Annotated in this window: 27 protein-coding genes, 2 tRNA genes and 1 pseudogene; 16 read left to right on the top strand and 14 right to left on the bottom strand. The window is 61.0% G+C overall.

What is annotated here, in order from left to right; genetic code table 11:
• Window positions 1–13: 13 nt before the first annotated feature.
• Together ACFSOZ_RS10210 and ACFSOZ_RS10215 are read left to right on the top strand one after the other, a co-directional pair.
• Complete coding sequence (locus tag ACFSOZ_RS10210; RefSeq protein ID WP_379096817.1) at window positions 14–325, top strand: hypothetical protein; 312 nt, start codon at window positions 14–16, stop codon at window positions 323–325.
• Window positions 326–557: 232 nt separating this feature from the next.
• Window positions 558–926, top strand: a complete 369-nt coding sequence (locus ACFSOZ_RS10215; RefSeq protein WP_379096820.1) for a hypothetical protein — start codon at window positions 558–560, stop codon at window positions 924–926.
• 28 nt (window positions 927–954) lie between these two features.
• On the opposite strand, the gene ACFSOZ_RS10220 is transcribed toward ACFSOZ_RS10215, so the two are convergent.
• Together ACFSOZ_RS10220 and ACFSOZ_RS10225 are read right to left on the bottom strand one after the other, a co-directional pair.
• Entirely contained in the window at window positions 955–1,986 is a 1,032-nt protein-coding gene (locus tag ACFSOZ_RS10220; protein WP_379096822.1) for a CobW family GTP-binding protein, read from the bottom strand.
• Window positions 1,983–2,963, bottom strand: coding sequence for a LacI family DNA-binding transcriptional regulator (locus ACFSOZ_RS10225; protein ID WP_379096825.1), 981 nt, complete (start codon window positions 2,961–2,963; stop codon window positions 1,983–1,985). Before ACFSOZ_RS10225 ends, ACFSOZ_RS10220 begins: the two co-directional genes overlap by 4 nt.
• A gap of 245 nt (window positions 2,964–3,208) precedes the next feature.
• On the opposite strand from ACFSOZ_RS10225, the gene ACFSOZ_RS10230 reads away from it, so the two are divergent.
• From ACFSOZ_RS10230 to ACFSOZ_RS10275, 10 genes are all read left to right on the top strand, one after another.
• A complete protein-coding gene (locus tag ACFSOZ_RS10230) occupies window positions 3,209–4,330 on the top strand; it encodes a substrate-binding domain-containing protein (protein ID WP_379096828.1) in 1,122 nt (373 codons plus the stop codon).
• Between the two features lie 101 nt (window positions 4,331–4,431).
• The gene (locus ACFSOZ_RS10235) at window positions 4,432–5,958 is read left to right on the top strand and encodes a sugar ABC transporter ATP-binding protein (RefSeq protein WP_379096830.1); all 1,527 of its coding nucleotides are present in this window, start codon (window positions 4,432–4,434) and stop codon (window positions 5,956–5,958) included.
• A 29-nt stretch (window positions 5,959–5,987) separates the two neighbouring features.
• On the top strand, window positions 5,988–7,007 hold the full coding sequence (locus tag ACFSOZ_RS10240) for an ABC transporter permease (protein WP_379096833.1): 1,020 nt from the start codon (window positions 5,988–5,990) through the stop codon (window positions 7,005–7,007).
• Entirely contained in the window at window positions 7,004–7,960 is a 957-nt protein-coding gene (locus tag ACFSOZ_RS10245) for a cyclase family protein (RefSeq protein WP_379096836.1), read from the top strand. Before ACFSOZ_RS10240 ends, ACFSOZ_RS10245 begins: the two co-directional genes overlap by 4 nt.
• Window positions 7,961–7,988: 28 nt before the next feature.
• Window positions 7,989–8,975 (top strand): 2-hydroxyacid dehydrogenase, encoded by a 987-nt coding sequence (locus ACFSOZ_RS10250; protein ID WP_379096838.1) that lies wholly within the window; start codon window positions 7,989–7,991, stop codon window positions 8,973–8,975.
• 129 nt (window positions 8,976–9,104) lie between these two features.
• A complete protein-coding gene (locus ACFSOZ_RS10255) occupies window positions 9,105–9,365 on the top strand; it encodes a hypothetical protein (RefSeq protein WP_379096841.1) in 261 nt (86 codons plus the stop codon).
• 251 nt (window positions 9,366–9,616) lie between these two features.
• A complete protein-coding gene (locus ACFSOZ_RS10260; protein WP_379096843.1) occupies window positions 9,617–9,919 on the top strand; it encodes a DUF1330 domain-containing protein in 303 nt (100 codons plus the stop codon).
• Between the two features lie 605 nt (window positions 9,920–10,524).
• Entirely contained in the window at window positions 10,525–10,716 is a 192-nt protein-coding gene (locus tag ACFSOZ_RS10265; protein ID WP_379096845.1) for a hypothetical protein, read from the top strand.
• Between the two features lie 326 nt (window positions 10,717–11,042).
• Window positions 11,043–11,288 carry a hypothetical protein gene (locus ACFSOZ_RS10270; protein ID WP_379096848.1) on the top strand — a complete coding sequence of 82 codons (246 nt, stop codon included), beginning with the start codon at window positions 11,043–11,045 and terminating at the stop codon, window positions 11,286–11,288.
• A gap of 358 nt (window positions 11,289–11,646) precedes the next feature.
• Window positions 11,647–12,108: a hypothetical protein gene (locus ACFSOZ_RS10275; protein WP_379096850.1), complete on the top strand. Its 462-nt coding sequence runs from the start codon at window positions 11,647–11,649 to the stop codon at window positions 12,106–12,108.
• A gap of 972 nt (window positions 12,109–13,080) precedes the next feature.
• On the opposite strand, the gene ACFSOZ_RS10280 is transcribed toward ACFSOZ_RS10275, so the two are convergent.
• The 6 genes and pseudogenes from ACFSOZ_RS10280 to ACFSOZ_RS10305 all read right to left on the bottom strand — a co-directional run bounded on the left by ACFSOZ_RS10280 (window position 13,081) and on the right by ACFSOZ_RS10305 (window position 16,643).
• The gene (locus tag ACFSOZ_RS10280; RefSeq protein WP_379096853.1) at window positions 13,081–13,362 is read right to left on the bottom strand and encodes a hypothetical protein; all 282 of its coding nucleotides are present in this window, start codon (window positions 13,360–13,362) and stop codon (window positions 13,081–13,083) included.
• 1,299 nt (window positions 13,363–14,661) lie between these two features.
• Window positions 14,662–14,946 (bottom strand): hypothetical protein, encoded by a 285-nt coding sequence (locus ACFSOZ_RS10285; protein ID WP_379096855.1) that lies wholly within the window; start codon window positions 14,944–14,946, stop codon window positions 14,662–14,664.
• A gap of 31 nt (window positions 14,947–14,977) precedes the next feature.
• Window positions 14,978–15,332, bottom strand: a pseudogene (locus ACFSOZ_RS38720) (IS1 family transposase); the annotation flags it as partial.
• 45 nt (window positions 15,333–15,377) lie between these two features.
• On the bottom strand, window positions 15,378–15,662 hold the full coding sequence (locus tag ACFSOZ_RS38725; RefSeq protein WP_465264457.1) for a hypothetical protein: 285 nt from the start codon (window positions 15,660–15,662) through the stop codon (window positions 15,378–15,380).
• A gap of 508 nt (window positions 15,663–16,170) precedes the next feature.
• Window positions 16,171–16,377 (bottom strand): hypothetical protein, encoded by a 207-nt coding sequence (locus ACFSOZ_RS10300; RefSeq protein WP_379096863.1) that lies wholly within the window; start codon window positions 16,375–16,377, stop codon window positions 16,171–16,173.
• A gap of 107 nt (window positions 16,378–16,484) precedes the next feature.
• Window positions 16,485–16,643 carry a hypothetical protein gene (locus tag ACFSOZ_RS10305; protein WP_379096866.1) on the bottom strand — a complete coding sequence of 53 codons (159 nt, stop codon included), beginning with the start codon at window positions 16,641–16,643 and terminating at the stop codon, window positions 16,485–16,487.
• A 101-nt stretch (window positions 16,644–16,744) separates the two neighbouring features.
• Here ACFSOZ_RS10305 and ACFSOZ_RS10310 point away from each other — a divergent pair, with 101 nt between their 5' ends.
• Window positions 16,745–16,960, top strand: coding sequence for a hypothetical protein (locus ACFSOZ_RS10310; protein ID WP_379096869.1), 216 nt, complete (start codon window positions 16,745–16,747; stop codon window positions 16,958–16,960).
• Window positions 16,961–17,118: 158 nt separating this feature from the next.
• Here ACFSOZ_RS10310 and ACFSOZ_RS10315 read toward each other — a convergent pair whose 3' ends face one another.
• The gene (locus ACFSOZ_RS10315) at window positions 17,119–17,385 is read right to left on the bottom strand and encodes a hypothetical protein (protein WP_379096872.1); all 267 of its coding nucleotides are present in this window, start codon (window positions 17,383–17,385) and stop codon (window positions 17,119–17,121) included.
• 220 nt (window positions 17,386–17,605) lie between these two features.
• Window positions 17,606–18,673 carry a cyclic nucleotide-gated potassium channel gene (locus ACFSOZ_RS10320; RefSeq protein WP_379096875.1) on the bottom strand — a complete coding sequence of 356 codons (1,068 nt, stop codon included), beginning with the start codon at window positions 18,671–18,673 and terminating at the stop codon, window positions 17,606–17,608.
• Between the two features lie 118 nt (window positions 18,674–18,791).
• Between ACFSOZ_RS10320 and ACFSOZ_RS10325 the strand changes: the two genes are divergently transcribed.
• Together ACFSOZ_RS10325 and ACFSOZ_RS10330 are read left to right on the top strand one after the other, a co-directional pair.
• Window positions 18,792–18,983: a hypothetical protein gene (locus tag ACFSOZ_RS10325; protein ID WP_379096878.1), complete on the top strand. Its 192-nt coding sequence runs from the start codon at window positions 18,792–18,794 to the stop codon at window positions 18,981–18,983.
• A gap of 501 nt (window positions 18,984–19,484) precedes the next feature.
• Window positions 19,485–19,832, top strand: a complete 348-nt coding sequence (locus tag ACFSOZ_RS10330) for a hypothetical protein (RefSeq protein ID WP_379096880.1) — start codon at window positions 19,485–19,487, stop codon at window positions 19,830–19,832.
• Window positions 19,833–19,892: 60 nt separating this feature from the next.
• Here ACFSOZ_RS10330 and ACFSOZ_RS10335 read toward each other — a convergent pair whose 3' ends face one another.
• Both ACFSOZ_RS10335 and ACFSOZ_RS10340 read right to left on the bottom strand, forming a co-directional pair.
• Window positions 19,893–20,120, bottom strand: coding sequence for a hypothetical protein (locus tag ACFSOZ_RS10335; protein ID WP_379096883.1), 228 nt, complete (start codon window positions 20,118–20,120; stop codon window positions 19,893–19,895).
• Between the two features lie 494 nt (window positions 20,121–20,614).
• Window positions 20,615–20,691, bottom strand: a tRNA-Asp gene (locus ACFSOZ_RS10340).
• Window positions 20,692–20,908: 217 nt separating this feature from the next.
• On the opposite strand from ACFSOZ_RS10340, the gene ACFSOZ_RS10345 reads away from it, so the two are divergent.
• Window positions 20,909–20,984, top strand: a tRNA-Val gene (locus ACFSOZ_RS10345).
• 26 nt (window positions 20,985–21,010) lie between these two features.
• Here the strand turns inward: ACFSOZ_RS10345 and ACFSOZ_RS10350 are convergent.
• Together ACFSOZ_RS10350 and ACFSOZ_RS10355 are read right to left on the bottom strand one after the other, a co-directional pair.
• A complete protein-coding gene (locus tag ACFSOZ_RS10350) occupies window positions 21,011–21,238 on the bottom strand; it encodes a hypothetical protein (RefSeq protein ID WP_379096886.1) in 228 nt (75 codons plus the stop codon).
• A gap of 292 nt (window positions 21,239–21,530) precedes the next feature.
• Window positions 21,531–24,731 (bottom strand): hypothetical protein, encoded by a 3,201-nt coding sequence (locus tag ACFSOZ_RS10355; RefSeq protein ID WP_379096889.1) that lies wholly within the window; start codon window positions 24,729–24,731, stop codon window positions 21,531–21,533.
• Window positions 24,732–24,748: the final 17 nt, after the last annotated feature.

A 24,748-nucleotide genomic window follows, 5' to 3' on the forward strand; every position in this document is an offset into this window, starting at 1 on the left:
GCAGAGCCAACGCATGAGTGTCGGAACAGCTCTCGAACAATTGCTGCGGTTGATTCATCGCCGAGCCATGAAATTGGCCGCGCTGCCGGAGGATGAAAGGGATTTACACTACGATCTCATTCGCCTCTCATGTTGCGCAGCCGCCGAGCACATTGGGCAAAGTCCGGACGAGGCAGCCATTACGGCAAACGATATGGTTGCGTTTGTTCGCGCACTGGTCGGAATCATCGAAGTGGGTTGCGGGTCAGACCAAGGGCGAAGCGCCGATCAGCCGCCACCGGCACGCCATTTTGGTAGCCTGGAGAATGGCACTACGCGCGTCTAAGGATGCGGAAGCGTGGTCGGGACGAGCAAGGGCAGAGCCGAGCGGACCGGCGGCTTTGCGCGAACTTGTGCGCATCGGTCAACGTGAACCGGGCGCCGGCTTGTCAGGCGGGCAAAGGGGGCGATAGAAGCTACTGCGTGCCTTGATTGCGCTTTGCAGGACTGGCCTGTCCCGGATGGCGGGCTTGGCGGTTTCGCGGCTTGGCGGGCAATGTCCATGGGGCTGCAGCAGCATGACGGTTCGTTACGCGTTCTTCGAAGGTAACATCCACCCGGGCCGGGAGGCCGAGTTCAGGAGCATCGTCCACGAGCGTCTGATTCCGCTCTGGACGAAGTTTCCGGGATGCCAGAACGTTACGGTCTCGTTCGAAGTCGAGCATGACGAAGGAGTGCCATCCTGCCCCTTGGTCCTCTCTTTCCACTATCCGGACTTGGCGACCCTGCGCATGTCGCTGCAGTCAGAAGTTCGGACCGTCAGCCGGGGCGTCACCGCCGAATTGTTGAAGTTGTTCGATGGCAGGGTACGCCACCATATTTGCGAACCCGCACAAGGGGCAGGCGCCCAGCATGCCTTCGAGGGCGTCGCCAAGCTTGCAGTCTGACGTTTCGACCGGCTGCGCTTGTGCCGGGTCAGCCGGCGATAGACCAGTCGATACCGCTCGACCCAATCAGGCGGGAGAGTTTTTCGCGCTGCTGGGCCATCCGGTCGAGGATGAGGACCAGACGCGAATTGCGGTCTTGCGTCGGCCATGCCTCCAGCGTTTCGGCGGGGTAGAAGGCATCATGGACCCCGTGCACGACCACCGGCAGGTCCGACCCCAGCACGTTGAGAATGCCCTTGAAGCGCAGAAGGGATGGCGCGAATTCGCCGACGAGGCCGGATAGGAAGGCGGTGAGTGCGGCCCAGGCGATCGGATCCCGGGCTTCGAGCGACAGGGTTCCGATGCCGTTGTGCGGCGCATGGGTCACATGGCCAAGCGGATCGGGAGCGCCATCGACATCGGCCCACGCTCTGATGTCTTCTTCCTTGCGATCATGGTCGGCAATGAGACGCTTTGCATCCACGACACCTGACGTCACAGCGATGACAGGCGCGCGCGGATTGAGTCCCGAGACTTCACGGCGAACGGCTGCTGTTGTCGCCTTGTTCGCGAGGTCGGTTTTGGTGAGGACGACGATATCGGCCACGGCGATTTGCTGGCGTGCTTCCTCGCGGGAACGGGTCTGGCGCAAGGCGTGCTGGGCATCAACCGTCGCGACCACCGAAGAAAGCGGGAAATCGCTGGCAACCAGCGGGTTCGTCGCAAGCTCGCGCAAGATCGGCCCGGGCACGGCCAGCCCGGTTGTCTCGATCACGACGCGCCGCAGATCCAGGCGATCGTCGCCCAGCCAGCGGCGCCGCAAGGCGTTGAGGCTTTGCGGCAGGTCCGCGCGCATGGTGCAGCACAGGCAGCCGCTGCGCATCAGGACCGTTTCGCCATCGATCCTTTCGATCAGGTGATGATCTATCCCGATCTCGCCAATCTCGTTGATGAGCACGGCAGTGCCGCGCATGGCTGGGTCAAGGAGAATGTGTCGGAGCAAAGTCGTCTTGCCGCTGCCGAGCATGCCGATCAGCAGCGTGACGGGCCAGCGCGGAAGTCCGTCCGGTTCGCTGCTCATGTGGCCCTGATGACGAGGCGCGGTGGCAGGATGATCCGTTCGGGCGTTGCCGTCGGATGAGCGATGCGCTGCAGCAGTCGATGGGCGGCCACCTCTCCGATATGGCTGGTGCCGACCGCAATCGTGGTCAGCGGCGGCCGACTGATCGCCGATTCGGCGACATTGTCGAACCCGATCACGGCCACGTCGCGGCCCGGCTCCAGGTCGAGCCGGTAGAGCGCGCTGAGCGCACCATGGGCGATGACGTCGTTGTGGCAGAGTAGCGCCGTCGGCCGATTCGGGCCGGCCAGCAGGGCCATGACCCTCTCGGCGGCTTCAACCCGCAAGGACGGGCAGGGCATGACGTGGGCCGGATTCAGCCCGTGCCGGCGGAGAGCGCTGGTGAACCCGGTCAAGCGCTCGGCCGAAGCCGAGGTCTGCCGGTCGGCGCCAATGAAGGCGATCCTCGTGTGTCCGCGCTCGATGAGATGCTCGGTCGCGAGTTCAGTGCCGAGCCGGTAGTCGGCGCCGACGTAATCCGTCACGGTGCCGGCGACCTGCCTGAGGATTTGCACCACCGGTACACGCGAGCGCTGCAATTCCTCGATGACCTTGCGGTCCGTTCCCTCGGCGGGGCTGAGGATGATGCCGTCGGCGCCCTGTTCGCGCATGCGCTGGATGAAGCGCGATTGCCGCTCGGTGCTGTCGTTGGTGTTCGCGAGGAAGGTCAGCAGCCCTGCTTCCTCGAGCACGCGCTCGATGCCGGCAGTAAGTTCGGCGTAGAAGGGGTTGGTGATTTCGGCAACGACCAGCCCCACCGTCTGCGAGCGCCCCGAGCGCATCGAGGCAGCCCCTCGATTGTAAACGTAGCCGAGTTCGGCAATCGCCTCGAGCACGCGGACCCGCGTCATCTCCGCCACCAGCGGGCTCTCGCGGAGCACCAGCGACACGGTCGACCGCGATACGTCGGCGAACTTCGCAATGTCGCTGAGGGTCACGCGCTCTTCGGCGCTGGGGGAAGGCGAGAGGCGGCCTTCCTTCCGAATTGTCTTGGATCGATCCATAAATGTCCATCGCACAAGGTCGCCTTTGGATCAATAGAACCCGGTTTGGTCGTGGTCAAGCTTTTAGATCGATGCAAAAGTTGTTGCGTAGCGTGTGGAGATTTGCAATTGTTGTGCCGGTACCACCCACGAGATCGGTTCCTCGTGCTCAGGTGGTGTTCAATGGGATGGAGAACGAAATGCATAAGCGCTTTGGACGAGGCGGTCCGGCACTGCGGTGGGGAGGGGTTGCCCTCCTGGCGCTGCAGGCAGCGGGATTCGCCGGCCTGGCTCACGCCGATGACGCCGTGGCGAATGCAAAGGCGGCGGTCGCCAAATATGCCGGCCCGCAGACTACCTGGGAGGGGCCGACCAGCGCGCCCGCTCCCGCCAAGGGCATGAAGCTGGTGTTCCTGTCGGGTGACGAGCAGAATGACATCTCGCACCTCTATGGACAGTTCATGAAGGAAGCCGGGGCCAAGCTCGGCTGGGATGTAACCGTTATCGACGGCAAGGGCAGCCCGACCAGGTGGCTCTCCGGGTTCAACCAGGCGATCGCGCTGAAGCCAAACGGCATTGCGATCTTTGCCGACGCGGCGAGCCTCAAGGATCCGATCGCAGCAGCCAACAAGGCCGGCATCACGGTGATCGGCATGCATGCCGCCTCGCTGCCCGGACCGCAGCCTGATCTCGGACTGTTCGTGAACATCCAGGAAGATCCGCGCGAGATCGGCGCGGCCGAAGCTGACTGGGCGATCGCCGACAGCGACGGGAAGGCAAAGGTCGTCGTGCTGACCCACAACGAGTACCAGATCGCCGAGACCAAATCGATGGCGACGCGCGACCAGATCGCCAAGTGCACGACCTGTCAGGTAGTCGAATATGCGAACTCGCCGGCCTCCGAAGCGGCTCAGCGGATGCCGCAGCTGACCACGAGCTGGATTCAGCGTTTCGGGACGCCGCTTTACATTACGTCCGTGGGTGACAACGACTTCGACTTCGCCGTGCCCGTGCTGCGGACGGGCGGGCTTAAGGCGGCTGACGTCAAACTGATCGGCGCGGACGGCAACCGGTCGGCCTATGACCGCATCCGCAAGGGCACCTACCAGACCGTGACGGTATCCGAGCCAATCGAGCTGCAGGCCTATCAGGCGGTCGACGAGTTCAACCGCGCCTTCAACAAGCAGGCGCCAAGCGGTTTCGTGCAGCCGCCCTATCTGGTGACGCCACAAAACGTCGACAAGGAAGGCGGCGACAAGAACAATTTCGTGCCGTCGAACGGCTACAAGGAACACTATCTGAGCAACTGGGGCGTCAAGTAGACTGCTCCGCAACGACAAGCGAGGCGTCGTTCCTTCGGACGACGCCTCCTAGTTCTTCGGGCGCGGACCGCATGTTCGCGCGGCCAGCCTGAGTACCGCACATGCCGATTGAGCCATCCCCGCCAAACCGGGGCGACGAACCGGTGCTTTCAATCACCGGTCTTTCAAAGGCGTTTACCGGAACGCTCGCACTCGACGGAGTCGATTTCGACCTGCGGCGTGGCGAAATCCACGCCCTGCTCGGTCAGAATGGCGCCGGCAAATCGACGCTGATCAAGATTCTTGCCGGCGTTTACCCACCGCTCAGCGGTGACATCCGCGTCGCAGGCCGCCTGGCAGACCCCATCACCGAGCGGCTGCCGATCAACTTCATCCATCAAGACCTCGGGCTCGTGGACACCATGAGCGTCGGCGAGAATGTCGCGATCGCCGCCGGCTATTCCCGCCGCCGCTACTTGATCGACTGGCGCGAAACCGACCGGGCCGCGCGCCGGGCACTGACGGCAATGGCCAGTGACATCGGTCCCGAGGCTCGGGTTGGAACGCTGACGGCCGCCGAAAAGTCGATCGTGGCGATCGCCCGCGCCCTGGCCACGCGCTGCGACGTACTGGTGCTGGACGAGCCGACGGCGTCCCTGCCAGAGGCCGATGTCGGCCGGCTTTTCGAGGCGCTCGCCCGCCTCAGGACGAACGGGCTCGGCATTATCTATGTCTCGCACCGCCTGGATGAGGTGTTTCGCATTGCCGACCGTGTGACGGTGCTGCGTGACGGACGCAAGGTCGCGACTGCCGAGGTCAGGGATACCGTGCCCGACCGGCTGGTCGCGATGATCGTCGGCCGGGAGCTGGTCGAAACCGAACTCACACCACCGCCGGCATCCGTCCGGCCTCTGCTCACGGTGTCGGAGCTGCAGTCTGGCCCCGCCGGGCCCGTGAGCTTTTCCGTGACGGCCGGGGAGACGCTCGGGCTGGTCGGCCTGCGCGGCGCCGGCCATGACACTATCGCCCGCGCTCTGTTCGGCGATCGACCGATCGATGCCGGGACGGTGACGCTGGGCGGTCGCCTGATCGCGCCGGCCACCGCCGAGCAGGCAATGGCAGCCGGCATCGGGTTCATCTCGAGCAAGCGCGGCGAGGAAAGCATGGCCGCCTCGCTCAGCGTGCGCGAGAACCTTTACCTCAACCCTACCTTGACGGGGATGAAACCCTCGGGCTGGATCGATCCGGCGGGAGAGCGGGCCCGTTCGGCCGCCGTCATCGCCCGCTACTCGATCCGTCCGTCCGATCCGGAACGTGCCATCGCGACGCTGAGCGGCGGCAACCAGCAGAAAGTCATCGTTGCCCGCTGGCTGGAGGGTGCGGTCGATCTGCTCATTCTCGAAGAACCCACGACAGGCGTCGACGTCGGCTCGAAAGCCGAGATCTACGCCCTGATGCAGAGGTCACTCGCCAAGGGTATGGCAGTGCTTCTGGTCTCGTCGGATTTCGAGGAGATAGCCAAGGTGTGTCACCGGGCGCTTGTGTTCAATCGCGGGCGGGTGGCGGCCGAAATACCTCGCGACCAGTTGACGGTGTCACGCCTGACTGCACTGGCAGCCGGCGCCGAAACTTTTGAGGCCACAGCATGACTGCACAACTCCCCCAGCGCGGAAGCGCGATGGCGCGGGCCACCCGGTTCGTTTCGGTATGGGGGCTGCTGATTGTCCTCGTCGCCCTCATCGCCCTATTCTCGGTGCTCAAGCCCGACACTTTCCTCACCTATTTCAACTTCCAGGCGCTCGCCGGCAGCAAATCGATCCAGGCCATCGTGGCGCTCGCCGCGATGATCCCCATCGCCGCCAACCGCTTCGACCTGTCGGTCGCCTTCGTCCTCGGCATCGCCCAGGTGCTGGCGATCGGCCTCCAGGGCATTGGCATTCCTTGGCCGGTGGTCGTGGTGCTGATCCTGCTGCTCGGGGCGCTGGTGGGCCTGATCAACGGCATATTGGTCACCGTGGTCGGCATCGACAGCTTCATCGCCACGCTGGGTACGGGCACCGTTCTGCTCGGTATAAACCAGTGGTACACTGGCGGTCAGCAGGTGCTGGCGAACCTGCCCGATTCCTTCCTCGCACTGTCCGGCGTCGTCTATGGCGTACCGCTGCCGGCGGTCTACGTCCTGATCATCACCATCGTTCTCTGGATCGTGCTCGAATTCCTGCCCGTCGGCCGCTTCGTCTATGTGCTCGGCATGAACCCGCGCGCCGCCCAGCTCAACGGTATCTCGGAAAAGAAGTACGTCACCGGGGCCCTCGTCGCCGCCGGCGTGCTCTCGGCCTTTGCCGGCATCGTGCTGCAGTCGCAGTTGCAGGTTGGCCAGAGCTCCGTGGGCCAGGAATACCTGCTTCCCGCCTTCACGGCTGCGCTGCTTGGCGCCACAGCCATCAAGCCGGGCCGCGTCAACGTTTGGGGCACCGTGCTCGCCGTGGCGGTGCTCGCCGTCACCGTTGCCGGTCTCAACCAACTGGGGGCCCCGTTCTTCGTCGAGTCCCTGTTCAACGGCGCAACGCTGATTATCGCGGTGGGGCTGGCCGTCACCGCGAGCAAGCGTCGGACCGTGGCTGGCACTGCCGCCGACGCCGCGGCGCGAAGCGGCACCGATGTGCCGGCCACACCTGCCGAGGGAGTAAGCAAATGACTGGCAACCCATCCGACGGACCCGCCGACAGCAGTCCCGCGCTTGGTGCGCACTGGTACCCCTCGCGCTGGGGCGCGGACGATCAGCGCGGCAACGGCAATCTGCAGGGGGCACACAAGGTGATGGAGGCGCTCGCCTTGGTCAGAACCGGAGAGATCGTTTCCCTCGGTCATCGCTACGATGCCCAGATCCCGCTCGCGCCGGGGCGCATCTTTGGCTTGCGCATGCCTGGCGGGCCGACGGGAGGCCCGCACGGCGCCCGCAGCCGAACCGTCTGGAACGACGAGTTCCTGACGACCGAGATTGGCCAGATCGGCACGCACATGGACGCGCTCGGCCATCTCGGCCGGCAGGTCGGCGATGCCTCCGATCACGGCAACATCCTCTTCTACAACGGCACCCCGCTTTCCGAAATCTGGTCGCCCTACGGCCTGCGCCGGCTCGGCATCGAGAATGCCCCGATCTTCTTCACCCGCGGCATCCTGTTCGATGTGCAGGCGCTCAAGCAGCGCGTGCTCGATCCAGGTGAGGAGATCACCGTAGCCGATCTCAAGGCCTGCCTCCAACGGCAGGGCCTCAGCGAGGCGGCGCTGACTCCCGGCGACGCAATCCTGGTGCGTACGGGGCACGGCAGCCGCTTCCGGACCGAGGCGGCGACTTTCTACGATGGCGCGCCCGGCCTCGGGCTGGCGGCCGCCGAATGGCTAGCGCCGTTCCAGCCATCACTGGTTGGAGCCGACAATTTTGCCGTCGACGTGGTGCCACCGGTCGATCCGGATGTGTTCCACCCCTGCCATCAGCACTTGATCATGCAGCATGGCATCCACCTGCACGAAGGCCTTGCGCTCGATGCCATCGCGGCGACCGGGGTCAGCGAATTCGCCTATGTGTTCGCGCCGGTGCCGATCGTGGGGGCGACCGGATCGCCCGGCACGCCATTCGCGATCATCTGATCGGCCCTCTTACGTCCTGGACGCTGCAATGCAGACGCACGATACTTCGCAACCGGCCGACGCTCCCGGACGTGCTCCCGAAATCCTTGTGCTGTCGAAGCTCGAGCCCGCGGCCGCCATGGCTGAACTCAGCGCCCGGTTCACGTGCTACAACGCTTTCGAGAGCCCGGGACTAGAAGCGCTGGTTGGAGAACACGGCCATTCCATCCGCGGCCTGGTAACCACTGGCGGTCGCGGAGCAGAAGCACGTCTCATCGACAGCTTGCCCGCGCTCGAACTCATCACCGTGTACGGTGTGGGTGTCGATGCCATAGACTTCGCGGCCGTCCGCCGACGTGGCATCAGCGTGACCAATACGCCAGACGTTCTCACCGACGACGTCGCCGATCTCGCCATCGGGCTGTTCCTCGCGGCAACTCGCCTGATCGCGACAGGTGATCGTGCGGTACGCGCGGGACAATGGTCGGCGCCCCTGCAGTCGCGACTTCCGCAGAGCGCAAGGGGCCGCAAGGTCGGCATTGTCGGCATGGGGCGGATCGGAAAAGCCATCGCCAACCGCCTCGCCGTGTTCGACGCCGAGATCGCCTATTGCAAGTCCGAGCCGGCGAGCGACATCGCGTACCGATATTTTCCCGATCCGGTTTCCCTCGCGGCGTATTGCGAGGTGCTGTTCATTGCGGTGCCGGGCGGTGCAGGCACGCTTCGCTTGATCGACCGCAGAGTGCTCGATGCTCTTGGCCCCGGCGGCTTGCTGGTGAATGTGTCGCGCGGAAGCGTCGTGGACGAGGCTGCCCTCGTTGCAGCGCTCGACTCGAACAGTCTGGGCGCCGCGGCGCTCGACGTGTTTGCCGACGAGCCCAACGTACCGGCGGAATTGCTGAGGCTGGAAAACGTCGTCCTCACCCCTCATATCGGCAGCTTTACCTACGAGACGCGTTTGGCCATGGGCCAATTGGTGATCCAGAACGCGGACGCATATTTCGGAGGGCGCGCGCTTCTTACCCGGGTGGAGTGAGGCCGCCTGGCGAGTTTGATAGTGCCGATATCCTGCCTAGCCATCCGGCGGGAATGAACCGCGCTACCGCAGCTTTCACCCTTCTGTTGGCTTCGTGCCGGCGCTTGGTGTCATTGAGCGGATAAGTGGATGAGTTTCGGCGACCGCAGTTCCTGGGCCATTTTTGCTGCCTGGAAAATTGTCATCAAAACGAAGATAGACTCGCCCTCAGTCGGGTTGATGGTCAGGACCACACGGCCGCGCTCGTCACTCATGGCGCAAGACCAGTCTTTGACCGCGATCACCTCTTTCCCAACCATCTGCCCCACCGTCTCGCCATTCGATACGCTTGCCCACGGTGACGCTGATCGGCAACCTGTCACCGGTATTGATCTGCCGCGCCAAGCATAGGATTCTGACGCTGCTGGCCCGTTAGTCAAGAGACTGCTAATATAATAGTCAAGAGACTGCTAATATAAGCCGTTTGACTAAGGGGAGTGTCACAATGGGTAGGGGGCAGGAAGCGGAAATCGCTACTCCCAACATTGCTGGGGGCGATAGTGCGCTCAGGGCGAGCGAAGCATGCAGCGATACGGGGCGGCCTCTGGGGCTAAAGCTCGGAGCGCAAAGGCTCGGCCGCTGCTGAGAAGGAGGGACCACAAATGGCCGCCTATCTGATCGCGGATGTAGACATAAAAGACGCTGCAGTGTTCGAGGAATACCGGCGGGATGTGCCGGCCACCGAGGAGCGTTACGGTGGGCGATACCTGGGTCGTGGCGGTGCGACCAAGGTTCTGGAAGGTGATTGGGAGCCACACCGTTTGGTTATTATCGAATTCCCCGACATGGCGTCATTGATGGGTTGGTACAATTCGCCGGAATACGCCCGCCTTATCGAGATCCGCAAGCGTTGCGCCAGCACCAGAATTATCGCGCTCGAGGGGATCGCAACACCCGCTGTGTGACGATGTCGTGGCTCACTCTAGCGCTGTCATCACACAGATGGCCGGACGTTTTTGCGCGAAGTCCGCACACCGCGAAAGCGGGTCTTTAGGGCCGGCAAACCAAGGACTTCAGTCTTAATTGCGCGACTTCTAATATGATATAAGCTTGTCGGCGCGGGGGCTTTTCCCGCAATCGCAGTGGCCGGTGCGGCGCGCTTCACCCAAGCATCTAACCGCACCGGCCATTTCTTTTGCGTCCGGTAGCGCTGGCTACTTACAATTCCAGCAACTCAGGATCGATGATGTCGTCGCTGCCGGCGAATTCTCTAATCAAAGCGGGCGGGTCTGACCGGCGGGCTTGAGGGGACGGCGCGGCTGGCAAACATTTGCGCCAATGCTAATGTTCTCGAAGCATGAATGAAGGAACGCAAGGGATCGAGCTGCCCAGCTGGGTTACGCGGGGGATACATGCGCAGGTCTGTCGAAATTCTCGTCCCGGCCTTGGCCGTCGTTTCGACTGAGGCCATGGCCCACGAGTGGTATACGGGAAGACGGATCCCGTCACAGGCTTCGGCTGCTGCACAGGGCCGGAGTGCGCACCGATCCCGGAATCTGAAGTCAAAGAAATGCCGGGCGGCTATATCTATCTCCCCACCGGCGAGTTCATCCCGCATCTTCGCGTACAGCATAGCCGTGATTGGCAGTTCCACGGTTGCATCTATCAATCGGAATTTCTCAACCTGGATCAGGGAAGTTTCAGAAAGGGCGACACCCGCTGTTTCTTTGCGCCGCATACCGAGATCGGCGCTGCCTTTTAGGTCCGAGTTGGTGAGATAACGCCGAAGGTGAGCGCTGACGGGAGCCGGTTTCATTTACCGGGGCGGCCCAGCAACTTGCTAGGGGACTAGCAGCGGTGGCCGCTGGGCCTGACCAGTAAGGCTCGAGGAGGCGCTGTGCTGGCTGACCCGAAACATGCGCTCACTCTGATGCAAGAGCCAGAGCGCATCCGCATGAGGGGCTACCGCCGAAAGATGTACTCATTGCGGCACCTTGCCGCCGCCCTGCTCAAAGCTTTGAGCGCAGCATGGTAAGTCTCGCAACAGCCATGGCAGATACCATGGTGCCCTCACCAAAGGAGGGATCGATGGTTTCGGTTATTGCAAGTCAGCATCGGCAGGTACCGGAAACTCAATTGAAAGCGGCAAAGCCAGAAACAGGCGAAGGATTTGCGCCAGGCAAGAGCGCCGACAGCGTAGGACATCGCGCCAAGGCAATGGTTGCAGAAACGGGCGACACAGATCCTAACTCGCAGGGCAACGCCGCATCGAAGATCGCCAGAATGGACATCACAGTTTTGACGCCGCCGCCCGAAGAAACACCTGCGGAGTAGGCCAAGCGACTTCCAGAGGCTGAGATCGAGCGCTTTCTGACGGCGGCGGAGGCGCTCCATAAGAGCATCGTCAAGCCGCTTCTATCGCCTGCCTGCGTCCACTATCGAGCGCTCCAGGGCGCGCATGAAGCGTTCCCAAAATCTATCCGAGAAATCGCTGGCAAGGATGCGCGGTTCGTTCAATGGTTCGGGTCGGTGCGGCCTGCGGCTGGGTAGCGCTGCTTCAGCAGCCCGGCGCCCTGCTTTTGACACTGAACAAACCAGAGGGGCGCCGAGCCTTTACCGGCGGCGCTTTGAGGGAAGCGACGCCGAGTATTGAATTATAGCGCTCTCGCTAGAGTTGTCGGAATACAGCCTTTTGGACGATGGCGCGCGCTTTGCCGTGTCATTAGAAATTGCTAAAGTGCAATCGATATCGGGAATTGTCAGATTGGATGCTGCACGCATTAGCTTCGAGGCCAGACAACGGGCAGACTCTGTTGCTCCGCCGCCTAAATATGATCCTTTCTGGGCAAGTGTGGCCGGGGCGGCGATAGCCGGCAGCCTGGTTGCTGTTTTTTGTTGGATTGTCGGCAGCAGTCACATGACGGGTGCGATCGGCATAGTCATGATTTTGGCATTTGCGCTGCCGTATTTCTATCTCAGGAGCCAGGACCGGAAGAACAGTGAGGCCTTTAATAGGGAGTACATCAGCTTGTTGGAACTAGAGAGGGCAAGAGAGAAAAGCCTGGCTGTCGCCAAAACCAGATCGCTACCGGTAACAAAAGCTCGCCTGACGATAAGAAGACCCCGCGTGCCCGTAAGAAAACCCCGCCTGTAGTCGCGACTGGAAACCGACTTTCGATAGAGTTATCCGATAGCGTTATCCGCAATCATCACAATGAATGGCGGCAAGCGTAAGATGCCCATGGTAGTATCAGGCTTGTTTGCCGCATCGCAAGGTCAGTCCTAAGTGCTCTCAACTGTCTTACGGGAAAAGCTGGTTTGCGAATGCGGTCGCACCGGGTATTTGAAGCTACGAGAAGACGATCAGCCCCTTAGCGGCACCTGGGAATCCTACAGCTTGGAGGGTTTCAAAGGCGGTAGCCTGACGATCACCAGTTCCGGAAATATTCCGGGTGACAAGTTGGCCTATCTCCGTCCTTTGTGTCCTCAATGCAGCCGGTGGGGCAGGGTGAAGTATGCCAGCCGGACCTAAACCGGCCACAACATTGGCGCACGGTGCCCACCACCAAGGATAAGTCCAAGGCGCTGGCAATAGCGAAGGGATCGGCGACAAGAGCCCGGGGCGGCCCAGCGATTTGCTAGGGGGCTAGCAGTGGCGGCCGCTGGGACTGACCAAGTCTGGCTTCGAGGAGGCGCTGTGCTGGCTGCCGCGAAGCATGCGCTCCCTCCAATGCAAGGGCCAGAGCGCATGCGCATGAAGCTGCTACTGCCGAAAGATGTAACCTCGAATACCCTTCCGAAGCGGGACGTGGCACGGAATTCGCGACTGCATCATCATATCAGGGAGAGGAGCCAAAATGATGCGTCAAGATGGAACAACAGCGCGAAAAGCAGCAACACGGTACGTGCCAGAATGGCGCCTTAACAAGAGAACGTTTGAGGTTCCGTACCTCATGAAGCTCGGCAACATTGGCCGCCAGGAAGCGCTGGCCTTGATCGCCAGGCATAATGGGGACAGAGACGAAATCACTGCCGAACTGTTTTCGCGGAGAGGTCGATCGCAATAGGTTTCACAACACGATTCGCCTGTACGTGCCGCCTAAGTCGTTGTGACATTCTGCCAGTCCTACGGGCCGACCAGGTTGCCATAGACGACTACGTGATGCTCGACGAGTTCCGGCTTGTTGATCAGGTAGTGATCGTCCTCGGGATAGTAGTGAGCCCGCTCAAGTTGTTCGCCCGCATAGGCCTTTACGGCTTCCATATCGGCCCACCAACTCAGAGCGCATATCTCCGTAACGCCGTCGCCAAGGTCGCGCAGCGTGATCTGGTGACCGAGATTGCCCTTGGTGGCGCTAAGCTCGTCGCCACCAGTCCCTGCCACGTAGCGCGAGTATTCGGCAGCCATCTGAGTGCGCACCGTCCCACACCATCTCCGAAGAATTGCCTGTTCGACCATGCGCGGCTCATTGGGACTTGAATGATATGGCCATGTTGACATCAGGAGGGCGGTGAGTCGATTGGCGGTGCCTGCCAATATTAGCAAGCATGCGAACTAAGGAACGCCAGCCGATGACCTACAAGCGGCCATCAGGAGGCAAGCGGACATGCCTACGATGTCGTGCGCCGATATCGCCAGACGGCGCCAGCGAACATGGAAACGGTGATGGCGGCGACATAAAGAGCCGCGACATAGAGAGCGGCCAGCAGCTACGCCCTCGGCTCGCTTCGCACCATGCCAGAGATCAGGAAGGCATCGATAATCCCCCAAAAGACTAGGATGACAAAGAACGGGGCGCCAATTGCAAAATTCATCATGACGGCCGACACGATGGTCGCAATATCCAATGCTACTGGAGCCAAGGAGGCAGCACGGCGCCTACTCGGCCAGTCGCATTCGCCGGTGAACTGAAAGTTTCCGCCTAAGAAACAATGGCCCGCTCCCTCAACGGTGGCGGGCTTTTCAACGGCCTATGGGAACAAGGGAGCGGCGATCCGGTTTCAAGGGATGGGAGAAATGGATATGGCAAATAAAATCATAGAACGGCCACCGAAGCCCGACCCGAAGAAGACGCAAGTCCGTCGTCCTGACAAGAATGCGTCGCCGGAGCCGAAACATGTCGATCCGCCACCGCGAGATGTGAGAGAGGCACCGGCGCCCAATCCAAACGGCGATAAGAATTCCTGACCGCCGGCACAGCTGACCAAATGGCCCGCTGCCTTATGGCTTTTTCTCTGGTTTAATTTGAGCCGGTGCTAAGTACTGTGTACGACGTTGTCACCGCGCCGGAACCGTTACCACGCGTGACGCGCACTGTCGCAGGTCCGCTCTTTGCAGGGGCAGCGGTTGCGGTCGAGGCTACTGTCCCGATCACGTCCGTCGCGCTGGCGTAAAATAGCTCGCCATTCGGCGAGACGCCCCATCTAGCGATATCATTCTCATCTCTGATCACCTGGCAACGTCCAACCGTTTTTTGACCAGCGTGCGGAACTCTCGATATCCGATCAGCCAGCGCTTCTTCGCATTGGGACGTGGTCGAAAAGATCATGGGCTTTGCGGCCGGCGCTCGGCATAGCATCAAATCGGGACTGCACGACAACAGCACCATAATGGCAGACGTTACCGTATCCATCGCCCTTCGCCTCCGCGACGTAATATAGCTTCAATGCTGAGACTGCGGAATAGTTCAAACTTTCGGGTTGTGTCTCAGGTTGAAATTAGCGGAATGATCAGCACGAGGACGACTTCGATGAGGGGGATTACCACGTAGATGGCAAGGAGGCCGGCAATCCACATCCCGATTTTGACCAGCCATGACGAATGAGGGATCGCCCTCCAAGCGAAAAATGCACTCGCGACGCCCAAACCCAATGCGACAATGCCAATGACCGGAGACCGCGTCATTGGCAGCATTAGATCATCAAAAACTAGAAAGATCGCGCCAATGAAGATTAGCTGGGCCGCGAGCCCAAATAGAAACGCGCGTTTCACGCGGCCCTCCCGGTGCTATCTTCTATCGGCATCAGGCGACGGCTTTCGTTTTGTAAGGGCCGCGCGGCCCCGGCTTCGGCGTAACTGCATCCATCTTCTCGCAAAGATCGTCCATTGACCAGAGCGTTGCGGAAACGCCAGCGGCCATTGCTGGCGTCATTTTCAGAGTCTTGTGCATTTTGATGAAGTTGTACCAAACCGCGTAGATCGCGACCATGCTGACATGGTTTTCGAACTTCTTTGAGAACGCATTGGTGAAGGGTAAAGCGGTGATTGGCCATGCGCATTGTGAGATTGGCGCGCTCGATATGCGACGTGCTGACATGCACCGGATCGGGATTGCCTTCAATCCGCGTCTTGGTCGCGCCGGTGCAGGCGGCGGGGGAGACACTAGCAACTTTCGAGCCCGCTGCCTCACATGGCGGGCTTCTCTATTTTCTGTATCGCCCTTTCTCGCACCAATAATGGACAGCGATACGCGATTGCGCCTGAAACAGAACGGCTGCAATTTGACAATTCTCGCGGTTGTAGGCCTCTGCCTCCATCGCATCGAAGGTTGCCACATGGATCCGCATTTCGGCGGCAGCGGAGGTTCGGTAGAGCGTGTAGATGACGGAGTCGTCAGCCTTGGGCGCGCAGCCGGCCAAGACTGAAACCAACGCCGCGGCCCGGAAGAACCTCATTTCAACATCATTGGTGCAGCAAGAGGCAACCATGTGATTTCACCGGTGGCGGTGCGCGACCAAGAACCAAGTCTGAGCGGTCTGTCTGTCAACACGGTTGTCGGCTGCGACTGGCCCGGACTCATGTAGGCCGCGATCGAGCCCTCTGAGACTTGATACCGAGGCTCGCCGTTCGAGCAACCGGCCAAGGCAGCAACCACAACGACGCCGAAAAGCGCTCCTCGCATATCCTCTCCTATGTCACCTCCATGTCGCGCGGACCCGCCGATAGTCGCAGGAAGGATTTGGAAAGCAAGAATTCGTTCAGGTTGACCGCTCCCGGGATTCCTGGTGCGTTTTGTGCATGGCTGACGAACCTACACTGCTGGCAGGTGCGGACCGCGATCTCACCGACATGGGGAAGCCAAGGTGCTATCTCTCCCGGATGTGCGAGGAAGGGCTGCTCGTGAGGGTCGGCTATGGGCTATAAAGCGTACCACAGCGGAGGCGGCGGAATGAGATCGGCCGAACAAAGGCGCGAGGCACCGCCGGACTGGGTGGTTCAACCGGGGGGATCGATCCTCACCAGGCGGTCTGCGGCCTCGACCAGACACCGCATCTTGCCGCGCAGGCCGATATTCTCGGCCAGCATTTGTTCTGTGCGTTCGAGTGCGATCTCGGCCCGAAGGATGCGCTGCCTGGCATTGGCAACTTCCGACGTCAAGATATCGGCCGCCATCCCGTGGCCGTGGGGTTCCATGGTGTCCATCAGTTTCTAACACATGGGTGGCGAAATCGTTCCCTGATGGCCGAGCCTGCCTCGTGGCGCATCGTCTGGCAGGAGGTCACCCCTACAAATCCAGCGCGCCGTAAAGTTTAGCCGGCCAACGCGTACCCAATCGCTATGCCAAGGCCGATGGCGAGGCCGCCAACGAGCTTGAAGGCTAGATCGAGGGCGAAGGCACGAACGGAACCCCAGACATCGGTGCGGGGCTCTCTCAGGGCGTAGGAAAGGTCGTCAAAGATCGCTTCCATGCCCAAGATTCTAGATCGGATCCAGCTAAATGGGAATCCCCTCACTGATGGCGTTATCGCACCAGTGCTTAGCGATTGCTAATCTAAGGCGGAGACCATTCTTGCGCGACCGCTTTGCTAGTCGATGCGTGGCTCGCTACGCCGGCAGCGGGTCAATCAATGATGATGTGTCCCTCGACATCTCCGTCGATACTCATCGCACTCAGGCGGCGATGCCAAAAATAGCACTGTGCCGAATGATGGACGAATGTGCCGTGGTCGTCCTGCGTCGCGTACTCAATCGTTGCGGCGCGCGCGGAATCGTCTTTGGCGTGTAGGAACCGATAGACGAAATACGGGTGAACGATCCCGACTCCCGACCTGATCCTGACTGTCATCCAGACTGCCGACTCGCATGCCGCCATCATGCTCCAGCGCACATCCGCGTGAGCAGATAGAGCCGCCGTTACGAATAGTGCTGCCAGGCAAACGCGCTTTATCGCCTTGCGCCGCGGTATCTCTCGATAAGCCTGACCATATCGATTTCGACCGTCACCAGGGGCCCCAGGTCGATTGTCACCGTCTCGCCATCGATCCGGGTGACCTCGCCAGCAAGCTCGACCTGATCTCCCCGCTGCACCTTGGTACGGAGCGAAAGCGCAAAGTCATAGCTCCGTATCGACTGCGGGCAATCATAGTTCGCGACTGACACGCTGACGCGCTCATCATCAATCCGCCTGCGCACCGTGGCCGTGACCGCCACCAGATCTCCAACGCCAATTGCCAAAGTCATGCAGCGTACCGGCCCACTCTCGGTGGGTTTGTTTCTGCCGCACTGATTAATTTATGGGTATATTAGCAACTACGCAATTACGTCTATCGGCGGTACCACCGGCATCGGCAACCTTGCCATCGCATGCTCCTCCTGACGACTCAGAATCGATGATGCACCATTACAGCCCGGGATTGCACACCTGGTACGGTCACGCTATCGGTGCCGCGCCGCGCCGCTCGAGCGCGGTCTTGCGGATGATTTCCGCGATCTCCGGGCTGCTGCTGCACAGCATCTGGAAATCCGCCGCATGCAGCGATAGGAGCGAGACCGCCGTTGCGGCGCTGACGGTCGCCGAACGCGGTTCGCCGCTGATCAGCGCCATCTCGCCGAAGAAGGCGCCAGGGCCAAGCTCCACCGGGTTCGGCGTCGCGACGCTGACGCGCCCCTCCACGACGAAGAACATCTGATCACCGGGCTCGCCATTGCGGCAGATCACGGCGCCTGCCGGCACAGTGCGAGGTCTTAGCGCGCGCACGATCTCGACTAGTACGGCCGGGCCGAGCTTCTGAAACAACGGTACGGCCGCGACCAATTGCCAATTACGGACGAATTCCCCGCGACGGACTTCTTGATAGAAGCCCGTGGCAAGAATGCCGGCCCACAGCGCGAAGATGCCGATGCCACTCATCATGACCACCCCGGCGAGGACACGGCCGGCGAAGCTTTGCGGAATAGCATCGCCATAGCCGGTGGTGGACAGCGTGACCACCGCCCACCACATTGCCTGGGGGATGCTGCCGAACTCTTCCGGTTGGATGTCGCGCTCAATGACATAGGCCGCAAGCGCGACACCGAACAGAACGACGCCGAAGAGCGTGGTGACGCCGATCAGGTTGCGCGCTTCGTTGGCCAGCACCCTGCCCAGCACCGGGAAGAAAGTCGAGTCGCGCAGCGGTTTCAGCAGCCAGACAGCACAGTAGAGGCTCCGGTCGGGCGTGCGGACGAGCAGAAATGCGGCGAGTGGAACCAAAACCGCGAGCAAATCAATGGCGATTGCCGGCGTCCTGTTTCGTACGTCTCCAGCCCGGCGCTTGAGCAGCGTCGCCGCCATCTGCAGAAGATAGGCGCTCCAAATGACAGCGAGCAGGGCAGCCATAGCCAGTCTGCTTCGTCCGGACATGTTCGGTGTCGTGAGCGCAGCCACCGCCAGAAGCCCAGGCGCAGCCAGCACCGCGTTGAGCGGCGCGTAGATTCTTAAGAAAGGCAGTACCGACATTCTATGCCCACGAGCGGCTACTACCCTCCAGAATAGGATGCCTTCAAGGCAAGCGCAAAGGTGCTTACCGTCACTGCGATGTGTACCGGGACCGAAGGGCGGCTGGCCGCGCCCCGGCGTGCCTTACACCAAGGTTTCTTTGGTCGACGACTTTGCCGATCTGCGCACGCTGGTGTTCGGGGCAGGGGAGAAGCGCCGGCTGATGGACATGCGGCGTTCCGGCGCGGTCGAGGCCAATGCCGGCGGGAGCGCAATCGCGACTGAAAACCGACCTTTGGTCGCGGGACTTAGGGACTTCAGTCTTAGTTGAGCTGTCTCTAATATGATAATAGCTTAGATAGAGAGCCACAGTATGTGGGCCGGGGCGGAGGACGACCCGTCGCTTCTCAAATGGAGCGGCGGGCCTTTCGGCAGTGAGGGTTTCGACGGAGCGGCCCGGCACCTTGGTTGGGTGGGGCGGGGGCACCGGGCCTAACCGACCGGATGCTCGCGAAACATCGCAGCCGGCTGGAAACTTTATGCGCTCCTGCTAATCTAAAGTGAAGCATCGAATGAAGGAACGCGACACGTCGTGAGCGGGGCGGGCCGTGCTGACCACCAAGGACAAGGCCAAGGCGCTGGCCACGGCAAAGGATATCCGCGACAAGGTGCGGGTCGAGACGATCACGCCGAAGCCGAAGAGGCGCTAGCGCAAGCTGGCTCCCCAAAGGGAGTAGCGCTTGACGACTTAGCGTCCGGCTGCGGACCCGGAAACACGCTCGATCTGGAAAAGGACGACAGCGACGACGAAGACGGCGCCGACGACGAACCAATGATGGGCGCTATCGAACGCCATCCTACGTCACGGGAAAGCCCATGGGGCCGCAGCGGCGAATTGACGGTCTCGCACTACGGCAGCAACTCGCAAGAGGATTGGGCGGGCTCCCGCGCCACGCTCCCAGGCCGCGCCGAATGCGAAGCCGAAAACGAGCATGGGGGCGACATCAACGACGAGGCCCAAGGCGGTCAGCTTGGCGAAACATGGGAGGACAGCGAGCCATCGCTTGGCTGGACGAATCATGTCGACCAGCGCCTCGCCGGGAAGGTCGACCAATCGGTCTGGTTCGAAGACGGCGAGTTTGACGGGGGGGACGCGCCCGAGCAGCCCGACCATAACTGAGCCTGAGCAAATTTGCGCATCCCGGCCCGCTGCTTCACGGTGGCAAGCTTTTCTATTTCCTTAGTCGCTCCACCGAACTTTGCTTGGGCGAATGTGTCGCGTGTCGACTGCAAATTGCAGCTGCGCCTTGATGTCACTTGCTTCCACACCAGGAGCAATCGTGGCGATCAATGCGTCGACGGCTGGGATGCACAGCGAGGGGCTGGGGATCGATAAATTGAAACCCGTGGGGTAGCGCAGATCATAGTTTTCATTGATGTGTGCGAGTTGCTTTGCCAGTGGTTTCATCAGTTGATCCGCGACGGCAAGTCCCTGCTTTTCACATTCCGCGAACACTAGTCCGACGTTGTGCCGCAATGGCGCCTTGCCCAACGCGCTTTTCGGAGTCCCCTTCGACACTAGATACGATTGAGGACGACCTCAACGGCATGGGCGAGCAGGAAATAGGCCGGAGGTAAGTCCGGGCTCAACGCGCTCTGCGACGATCTGGAATGCTTGGTAGTACGATATTCCGCGCTTGAGCAGGTCACCGGCGAACATGCCCAATGGCTGGGGCATCTCCCATAGATTTGCCGACACCTGCTTTAAGCCCACTACCGTCGGCATCGTCCGATTCCTCCGTGTCCGTTTGGATTTCAGCCGGATTTCCGCAACTTATCGGGGTCGGGGTTTGCCGCCTAGCGCTGGCGGGCTATTCATTCCCGCTGCTTACATGAGCAAAATTGCCTGACATGGCCGAAGCCTACTTAGCGCGAAAACCATTTAACTATCAGTAAGTTAAATGGCGCGAGTGACGGGGCTCGAACCCGCGACCTCCGGCGTGACAGGCCGGCACTCTAACCAACTGAGCTACACCCGCGCATAGACGAGCACGTGTCAGCCGTGTTCGTCGTTGGGGCGCTGGATAAGGGGTTCGCCACCGGGTGTCAAGCGCGACGGGACAGCATAACAGCAATCAGGAGAAGGTTTTTTGACAGCCGGCGTTTTGTTGGCAAAACTGGCCTCCAACCAGGGCGTCGCGCACTCATTTGGCCTTGCGAAGCCGACCCCGACCGCTTAAAGGTCCGGCCCGGAGCGGGCGATTAGCTCAGTTGGTAGAGCGCTTCGTTTACACCGAAGATGTCGGCGGTTCGAGCCCGTCATCGCCCACCATTCCACGGAACACTTCCGGTGCCGCGTCAATGGCGAAGCGTGCGATAGGGTGCGGCTGGCCGCCCATTGGCGGCGGCTTCACAGACGCGGCTGAGGTCGGCGCGGATATTGTCGGAGTTCAACAGCTCGGTCGCCTCCGGATAGCCCTCGGCAACCAATGTGGCGATGATGATGGCCGGACTGCCATGGGTACCGCTTTCTGCCAGCGCGTGCGCCCGCTGAAAGATGTGATCGGTTCTGAGCGGATTGATCATTTCCAGCCCCTCTGCCGGTTGTTGTCTGATCAACAACCTTTGAAAGGTGCTTGCGTTCCGTACTGTTTTCGCAGGTGAGGCTTGTCACGCAGGGAGTGGAACCGCTGGATCGGTTGCTCGGGGATACTGCACGATCCTTGTAATTCTGCCACTGGGCAGATCCGTTGAACCGAGAGTTGTGCGTTTTGGCCGGCGAAAGCCACCGGCCATGCGCAAAATGCGGCGCGATGTAAAATGCGCTCGATCGCGCCGGCCGCCATGAAAGCAGAGCGGCCGGGCGTAACCGCTCTCCTCACACCACGACGAAATCGGCGTTGGTGAGCGCGAGGTTTGTGGCCAGCGTGGCGAAATGGGTGGAACCACCCGCCGCACTGCCGTTGCTGTCATAGTAGAGCCAGCCCGTGTCGGTCTCGTAGATGATGTGATCGTCGCCGTCGCCGGCAAGACCAGTGGTGTTCTTGACGAACTGGTTGGCCGTCAGCGTGCCGTTGCCGCCAAGCGCTGCAAAGATCAAATTGTCGGCCTGGATGGTGTCGTCGACCACCGCGAAGTCGGTGATGGTATCGACATTGGTCAACGCGTCGAGCGCTGTATGGAAAACGAAGAAGTCGCTGCCAGTTCCGCCGATCAGTGTGTCGTTGCCCAGGTGGCCGTCGAGGACGTCGTTGCCCGCGCCGGCAGTCAGGATGTTGTCATGCCCGCCGCCAAATATCTGATCCGCAAACTGCGTACCGGTGACATTGCGGATATTGGTTACGACATCCGTATTCCCAAACGAATCCGTTGCGGTATCGGCTGCCACCCCGAGTTGCGCGCCGCCAGCCCAGAGATTGACGACGATACCATGTACTGCGCCGCTGTTGACGTCGGTACTGTAGTCGACCGTGTCAAGGCCGGAATTGCCATTGATCGTATCATTTCCACGTCCGCCAATCAGCCTGTCGTCGCCTGAGTTGCCGTTGATGATGTCATTCCCGTCTCCCCCAATGAGCGTGTCGTTCCCGTCCCTGCCGCTTATTGTATCGTTGCCGCCTCCACCGATGAGAACGTTGACGAAACCATCGCCGGTCAATGTGTCGCCACCACTGCCGCCGGTGACATTCTCGATGTTGCGAATAGTATCTTCCGCGATCCCGCCGATCGTGACTTGAGCGTCAACGGCCTTGGTTAGACTTACAGCAACAGCAGCGGTTTGGTTGCTGTAGTCGGCCGTGTCGAGGCCATCTCCACCATCCATAACATCGTGACCGAGGCCTCCTCTGAAGATGTCGTTGCCGCCGAGGCCCAAAAGTGTATTTACACCGCTGTTGCCAGTGATGATGTTGGCAATCGAATTGCCGGTGCCGTTGATGTTCGCTGCGCCTGTCAGTGTCAGGGTCTCCAGCTCCTGGCCGGAGAGATTGAAGGAGACGGAACTGAAGACGTTGTCGGTGCCCTGGCCGATGGTCTCAACCACATGGTCGCCGGCATTGTCGACATAATAGGTGTCATTGCCTTGAGCGCCGCTCATCGTGTCGGCGCCGCCAAGGCCGTTGATGATGTTGTTGCCGGAATTGCCGTTGATGATGTTGGCAATCGAATTGCCGGTGCCGTTGATGTTCCCCGAGCTACGCAGCTGCAGGTTCTCGAGTTCCTGGCCGGAGAGGTTGAAGGAGACATAGGCCTGCACATTGTCGGTGCCCTGGCCGGTGGTTTCAACCACGTGATCGCCGGCATTGTCGACATAATAGGTGTCGTTGCCGATGCCGCCTTGCATGGTGTCGGCACCTGCCTTGCCGTCCAGCGTATCGTTGCCGCCGAGACCGATCAGCGTGTTGATGCCTGAATTGCCGGTGATGATGTTGGCGATTGAATTGCCGGTGCCGTTGATGGACACCGCGCCGGTCAACGTCAGGGTCTCCAGTTCCTGGCCGGAGAGGTTGAAGCTGACCGAACTGAAGACGTTGTCGGTGCCCTGGCCAGTCGCGTCTATGGCTTTGTCGCCGGCATTGTCGACATAGTAGGTGTCGTTGCCGAGACCGCCCTGCATGGTGTCGGCGCCGCCAAGGCCGTTGATGATGTTGTTGCCGCTGTTGCCGGTGATGATGTTGGCAATGGAATTACCGGTGCCGTTGATGGACACCGCGCCGGTCAACGTCAGGGTCTCCAGTTCCTGGCCGGAGAGGTTGAAGCTGACCGAACTGAAGACGTTGTCGGTGCCCTGGCCAGTCGCGTCTATGGCTTTGTCGCCGGCATTGTCGACATAGTAGGTGTCGTTGCCGAGACCGCCCTGCATGGTGTCGGCGCCGCCAAGGCCGTTGATGATGTTGTTGCCGCTGTTGCCGGTGATGATGTTGGCAATGGAATTACCGGTGCCGTTGATGGACACCGCGCCGGTCAATGTCAGGGTCTCCAGTTCCTGGCCGGAAAGATTGAAGGTGACCGAACTGAAGACGCTGTCGGTGCCCTGGCCAGTCACGTCGATGACTTGGTCGCCCACATTGTCGACATAGTAGGTGTCGTTGCCTTGAGCGCCGCTCATCGTGTCGGCGCCGCCAAGGCCATTGATGGTGTCGTCGCCGCCATCGCCCTCCAGTTGGTTCTCACCATCATCGCCAGTAAGAATGTCGCCAAACATGGTGCCGCGAACGTCTTCAATACCCGTCAACGTGTCGGTGTCGCCGAATCCGTCGACAGCGCTGCCTGTGTCTAGATTGACAGTTACCCCCTGGTTGCCGCCGTACCGCGCGTCTTGGCTGTAATCCGCCATGTCGCGGCCGCCGGCGCCATTGATCAAATCGTCGCCTGCAATACCTCGGATTCTGTTGCTCCCGTCGTCGCCAGTGAGTGAATCGTCACCGAGGCTTCCTCGGATCCGCTCAATCCCGATGAGTGTGTCGGTGGACGTGCCATCCCCATAGACCTCCACCGCCGTGCCCAAGGCCAGGTTCACTGTCACGGAGATGAGATTCTGGTCATTGGCATAGTGCGCTTCGTCGCTGCCGCCGCGTCCGTCGACAATGTCGTTGCCGCGGAAGGAACGGATAATGTTGTCTTCGTCATCACCGAGAAGCGTGTCCGCGAGATCAGATCCGGCGATGCCGGAAATGCTGGTCAGCGTGTCGGTATCGCCGAACGTATCCGTCGCGGTCCCGGCAGCCAGATCGACGGCAACCCCCTGCAGGCCACCCTCACCGAAGTACCAGACGTCATCGAAATCGCCCTGGCCGTCAAAAGTGTCATTGCCTGCCCCGCCGTGGAACACGTCCGAGCCATCGCCGCCGAGCATCGTGTCATCGCCGGCGCCGCCGTGAAGTTCGTCTTCGCCGTCGCCCCCGGTCAGCGTGTCGTTGCCGCCAAGCCCAAGGATGGTGTCGTTGCCGCCCTCGCCATTGATCACGTCGTCCCCGGTCTCGAGCGCCGGGTCCCCGCCCTGGGGACCGCCAGACATGAAATCGTCGTCCGCCGTGCCATTGATGACATCGCTGCCATTGGTTCCAAACCTGTCGGCCATTTCACCCTCCCAGATAC

This window comes from Mesorhizobium newzealandense (assembly GCF_042682145.1).
GTDB lineage: Bacteria > Pseudomonadota > Alphaproteobacteria > Rhizobiales > Rhizobiaceae > Mesorhizobium > Mesorhizobium newzealandense.

What these genes read in the sequence shown, in the direction of transcription:
- ACFSOZ_RS10210 (WP_379096817.1), top strand. Translation starts at nt 14, where the DNA reads ATGAGTGTCGGAACAGCTCTCGAACAATTGCTGCGGTTGATTCATCGC.
- ACFSOZ_RS10215 (WP_379096820.1), top strand. Translation starts at nt 558, where the DNA reads ATGACGGTTCGTTACGCGTTCTTCGAAGGTAACATCCACCCGGGCCGG.
- ACFSOZ_RS10220 (WP_379096822.1), bottom strand. Translation starts at nt 1,986, where the DNA reads ATGAGCAGCGAACCGGACGGACTTCCGCGCTGGCCCGTCACGCTGCTG.
- ACFSOZ_RS10230 (WP_379096828.1), top strand. Translation starts at nt 3,209, where the DNA reads ATGCATAAGCGCTTTGGACGAGGCGGTCCGGCACTGCGGTGGGGAGGG.
- ACFSOZ_RS10235 (WP_379096830.1), top strand. Translation starts at nt 4,432, where the DNA reads ATGCCGATTGAGCCATCCCCGCCAAACCGGGGCGACGAACCGGTGCTT.
- ACFSOZ_RS10240 (WP_379096833.1), top strand. Translation starts at nt 5,988, where the DNA reads ATGGCGCGGGCCACCCGGTTCGTTTCGGTATGGGGGCTGCTGATTGTC.
- ACFSOZ_RS10245 (WP_379096836.1), top strand. Translation starts at nt 7,004, where the DNA reads ATGACTGGCAACCCATCCGACGGACCCGCCGACAGCAGTCCCGCGCTT.
- ACFSOZ_RS10250 (WP_379096838.1), top strand. Translation starts at nt 7,989, where the DNA reads ATGCAGACGCACGATACTTCGCAACCGGCCGACGCTCCCGGACGTGCT.
- ACFSOZ_RS10255 (WP_379096841.1), top strand. Translation starts at nt 9,105, where the DNA reads ATGAGTTTCGGCGACCGCAGTTCCTGGGCCATTTTTGCTGCCTGGAAA.
- ACFSOZ_RS10260 (WP_379096843.1), top strand. Translation starts at nt 9,617, where the DNA reads ATGGCCGCCTATCTGATCGCGGATGTAGACATAAAAGACGCTGCAGTG.
- ACFSOZ_RS10265 (WP_379096845.1), top strand. Translation starts at nt 10,525, where the DNA reads ATGCCGGGCGGCTATATCTATCTCCCCACCGGCGAGTTCATCCCGCAT.
- ACFSOZ_RS10270 (WP_379096848.1), top strand. Translation starts at nt 11,043, where the DNA reads ATGGTTTCGGTTATTGCAAGTCAGCATCGGCAGGTACCGGAAACTCAA.
- ACFSOZ_RS10280 (WP_379096853.1), bottom strand. Translation starts at nt 13,362, where the DNA reads ATGGCTGCCGAATACTCGCGCTACGTGGCAGGGACTGGTGGCGACGAG.
- ACFSOZ_RS38725 (WP_465264457.1), bottom strand. Translation starts at nt 15,662, where the DNA reads ATGGTTGCCTCTTGCTGCACCAATGATGTTGAAATGAGGTTCTTCCGG.
- ACFSOZ_RS10300 (WP_379096863.1), bottom strand. Translation starts at nt 16,377, where the DNA reads ATGGACACCATGGAACCCCACGGCCACGGGATGGCGGCCGATATCTTG.
- ACFSOZ_RS10305 (WP_379096866.1), bottom strand. Translation starts at nt 16,643, where the DNA reads ATGGAAGCGATCTTTGACGACCTTTCCTACGCCCTGAGAGAGCCCCGC.
- ACFSOZ_RS10320 (WP_379096875.1), bottom strand. Translation starts at nt 18,673, where the DNA reads ATGTCGGTACTGCCTTTCTTAAGAATCTACGCGCCGCTCAACGCGGTG.
- ACFSOZ_RS10330 (WP_379096880.1), top strand. Translation starts at nt 19,485, where the DNA reads ATGATGGGCGCTATCGAACGCCATCCTACGTCACGGGAAAGCCCATGG.
- ACFSOZ_RS10335 (WP_379096883.1), bottom strand. Translation starts at nt 20,120, where the DNA reads ATGAAACCACTGGCAAAGCAACTCGCACACATCAATGAAAACTATGAT.
- ACFSOZ_RS10350 (WP_379096886.1), bottom strand. Translation starts at nt 21,238, where the DNA reads ATGATCAATCCGCTCAGAACCGATCACATCTTTCAGCGGGCGCACGCG.
- ACFSOZ_RS10355 (WP_379096889.1), bottom strand. Translation starts at nt 24,731, where the DNA reads ATGGCCGACAGGTTTGGAACCAATGGCAGCGATGTCATCAATGGCACG.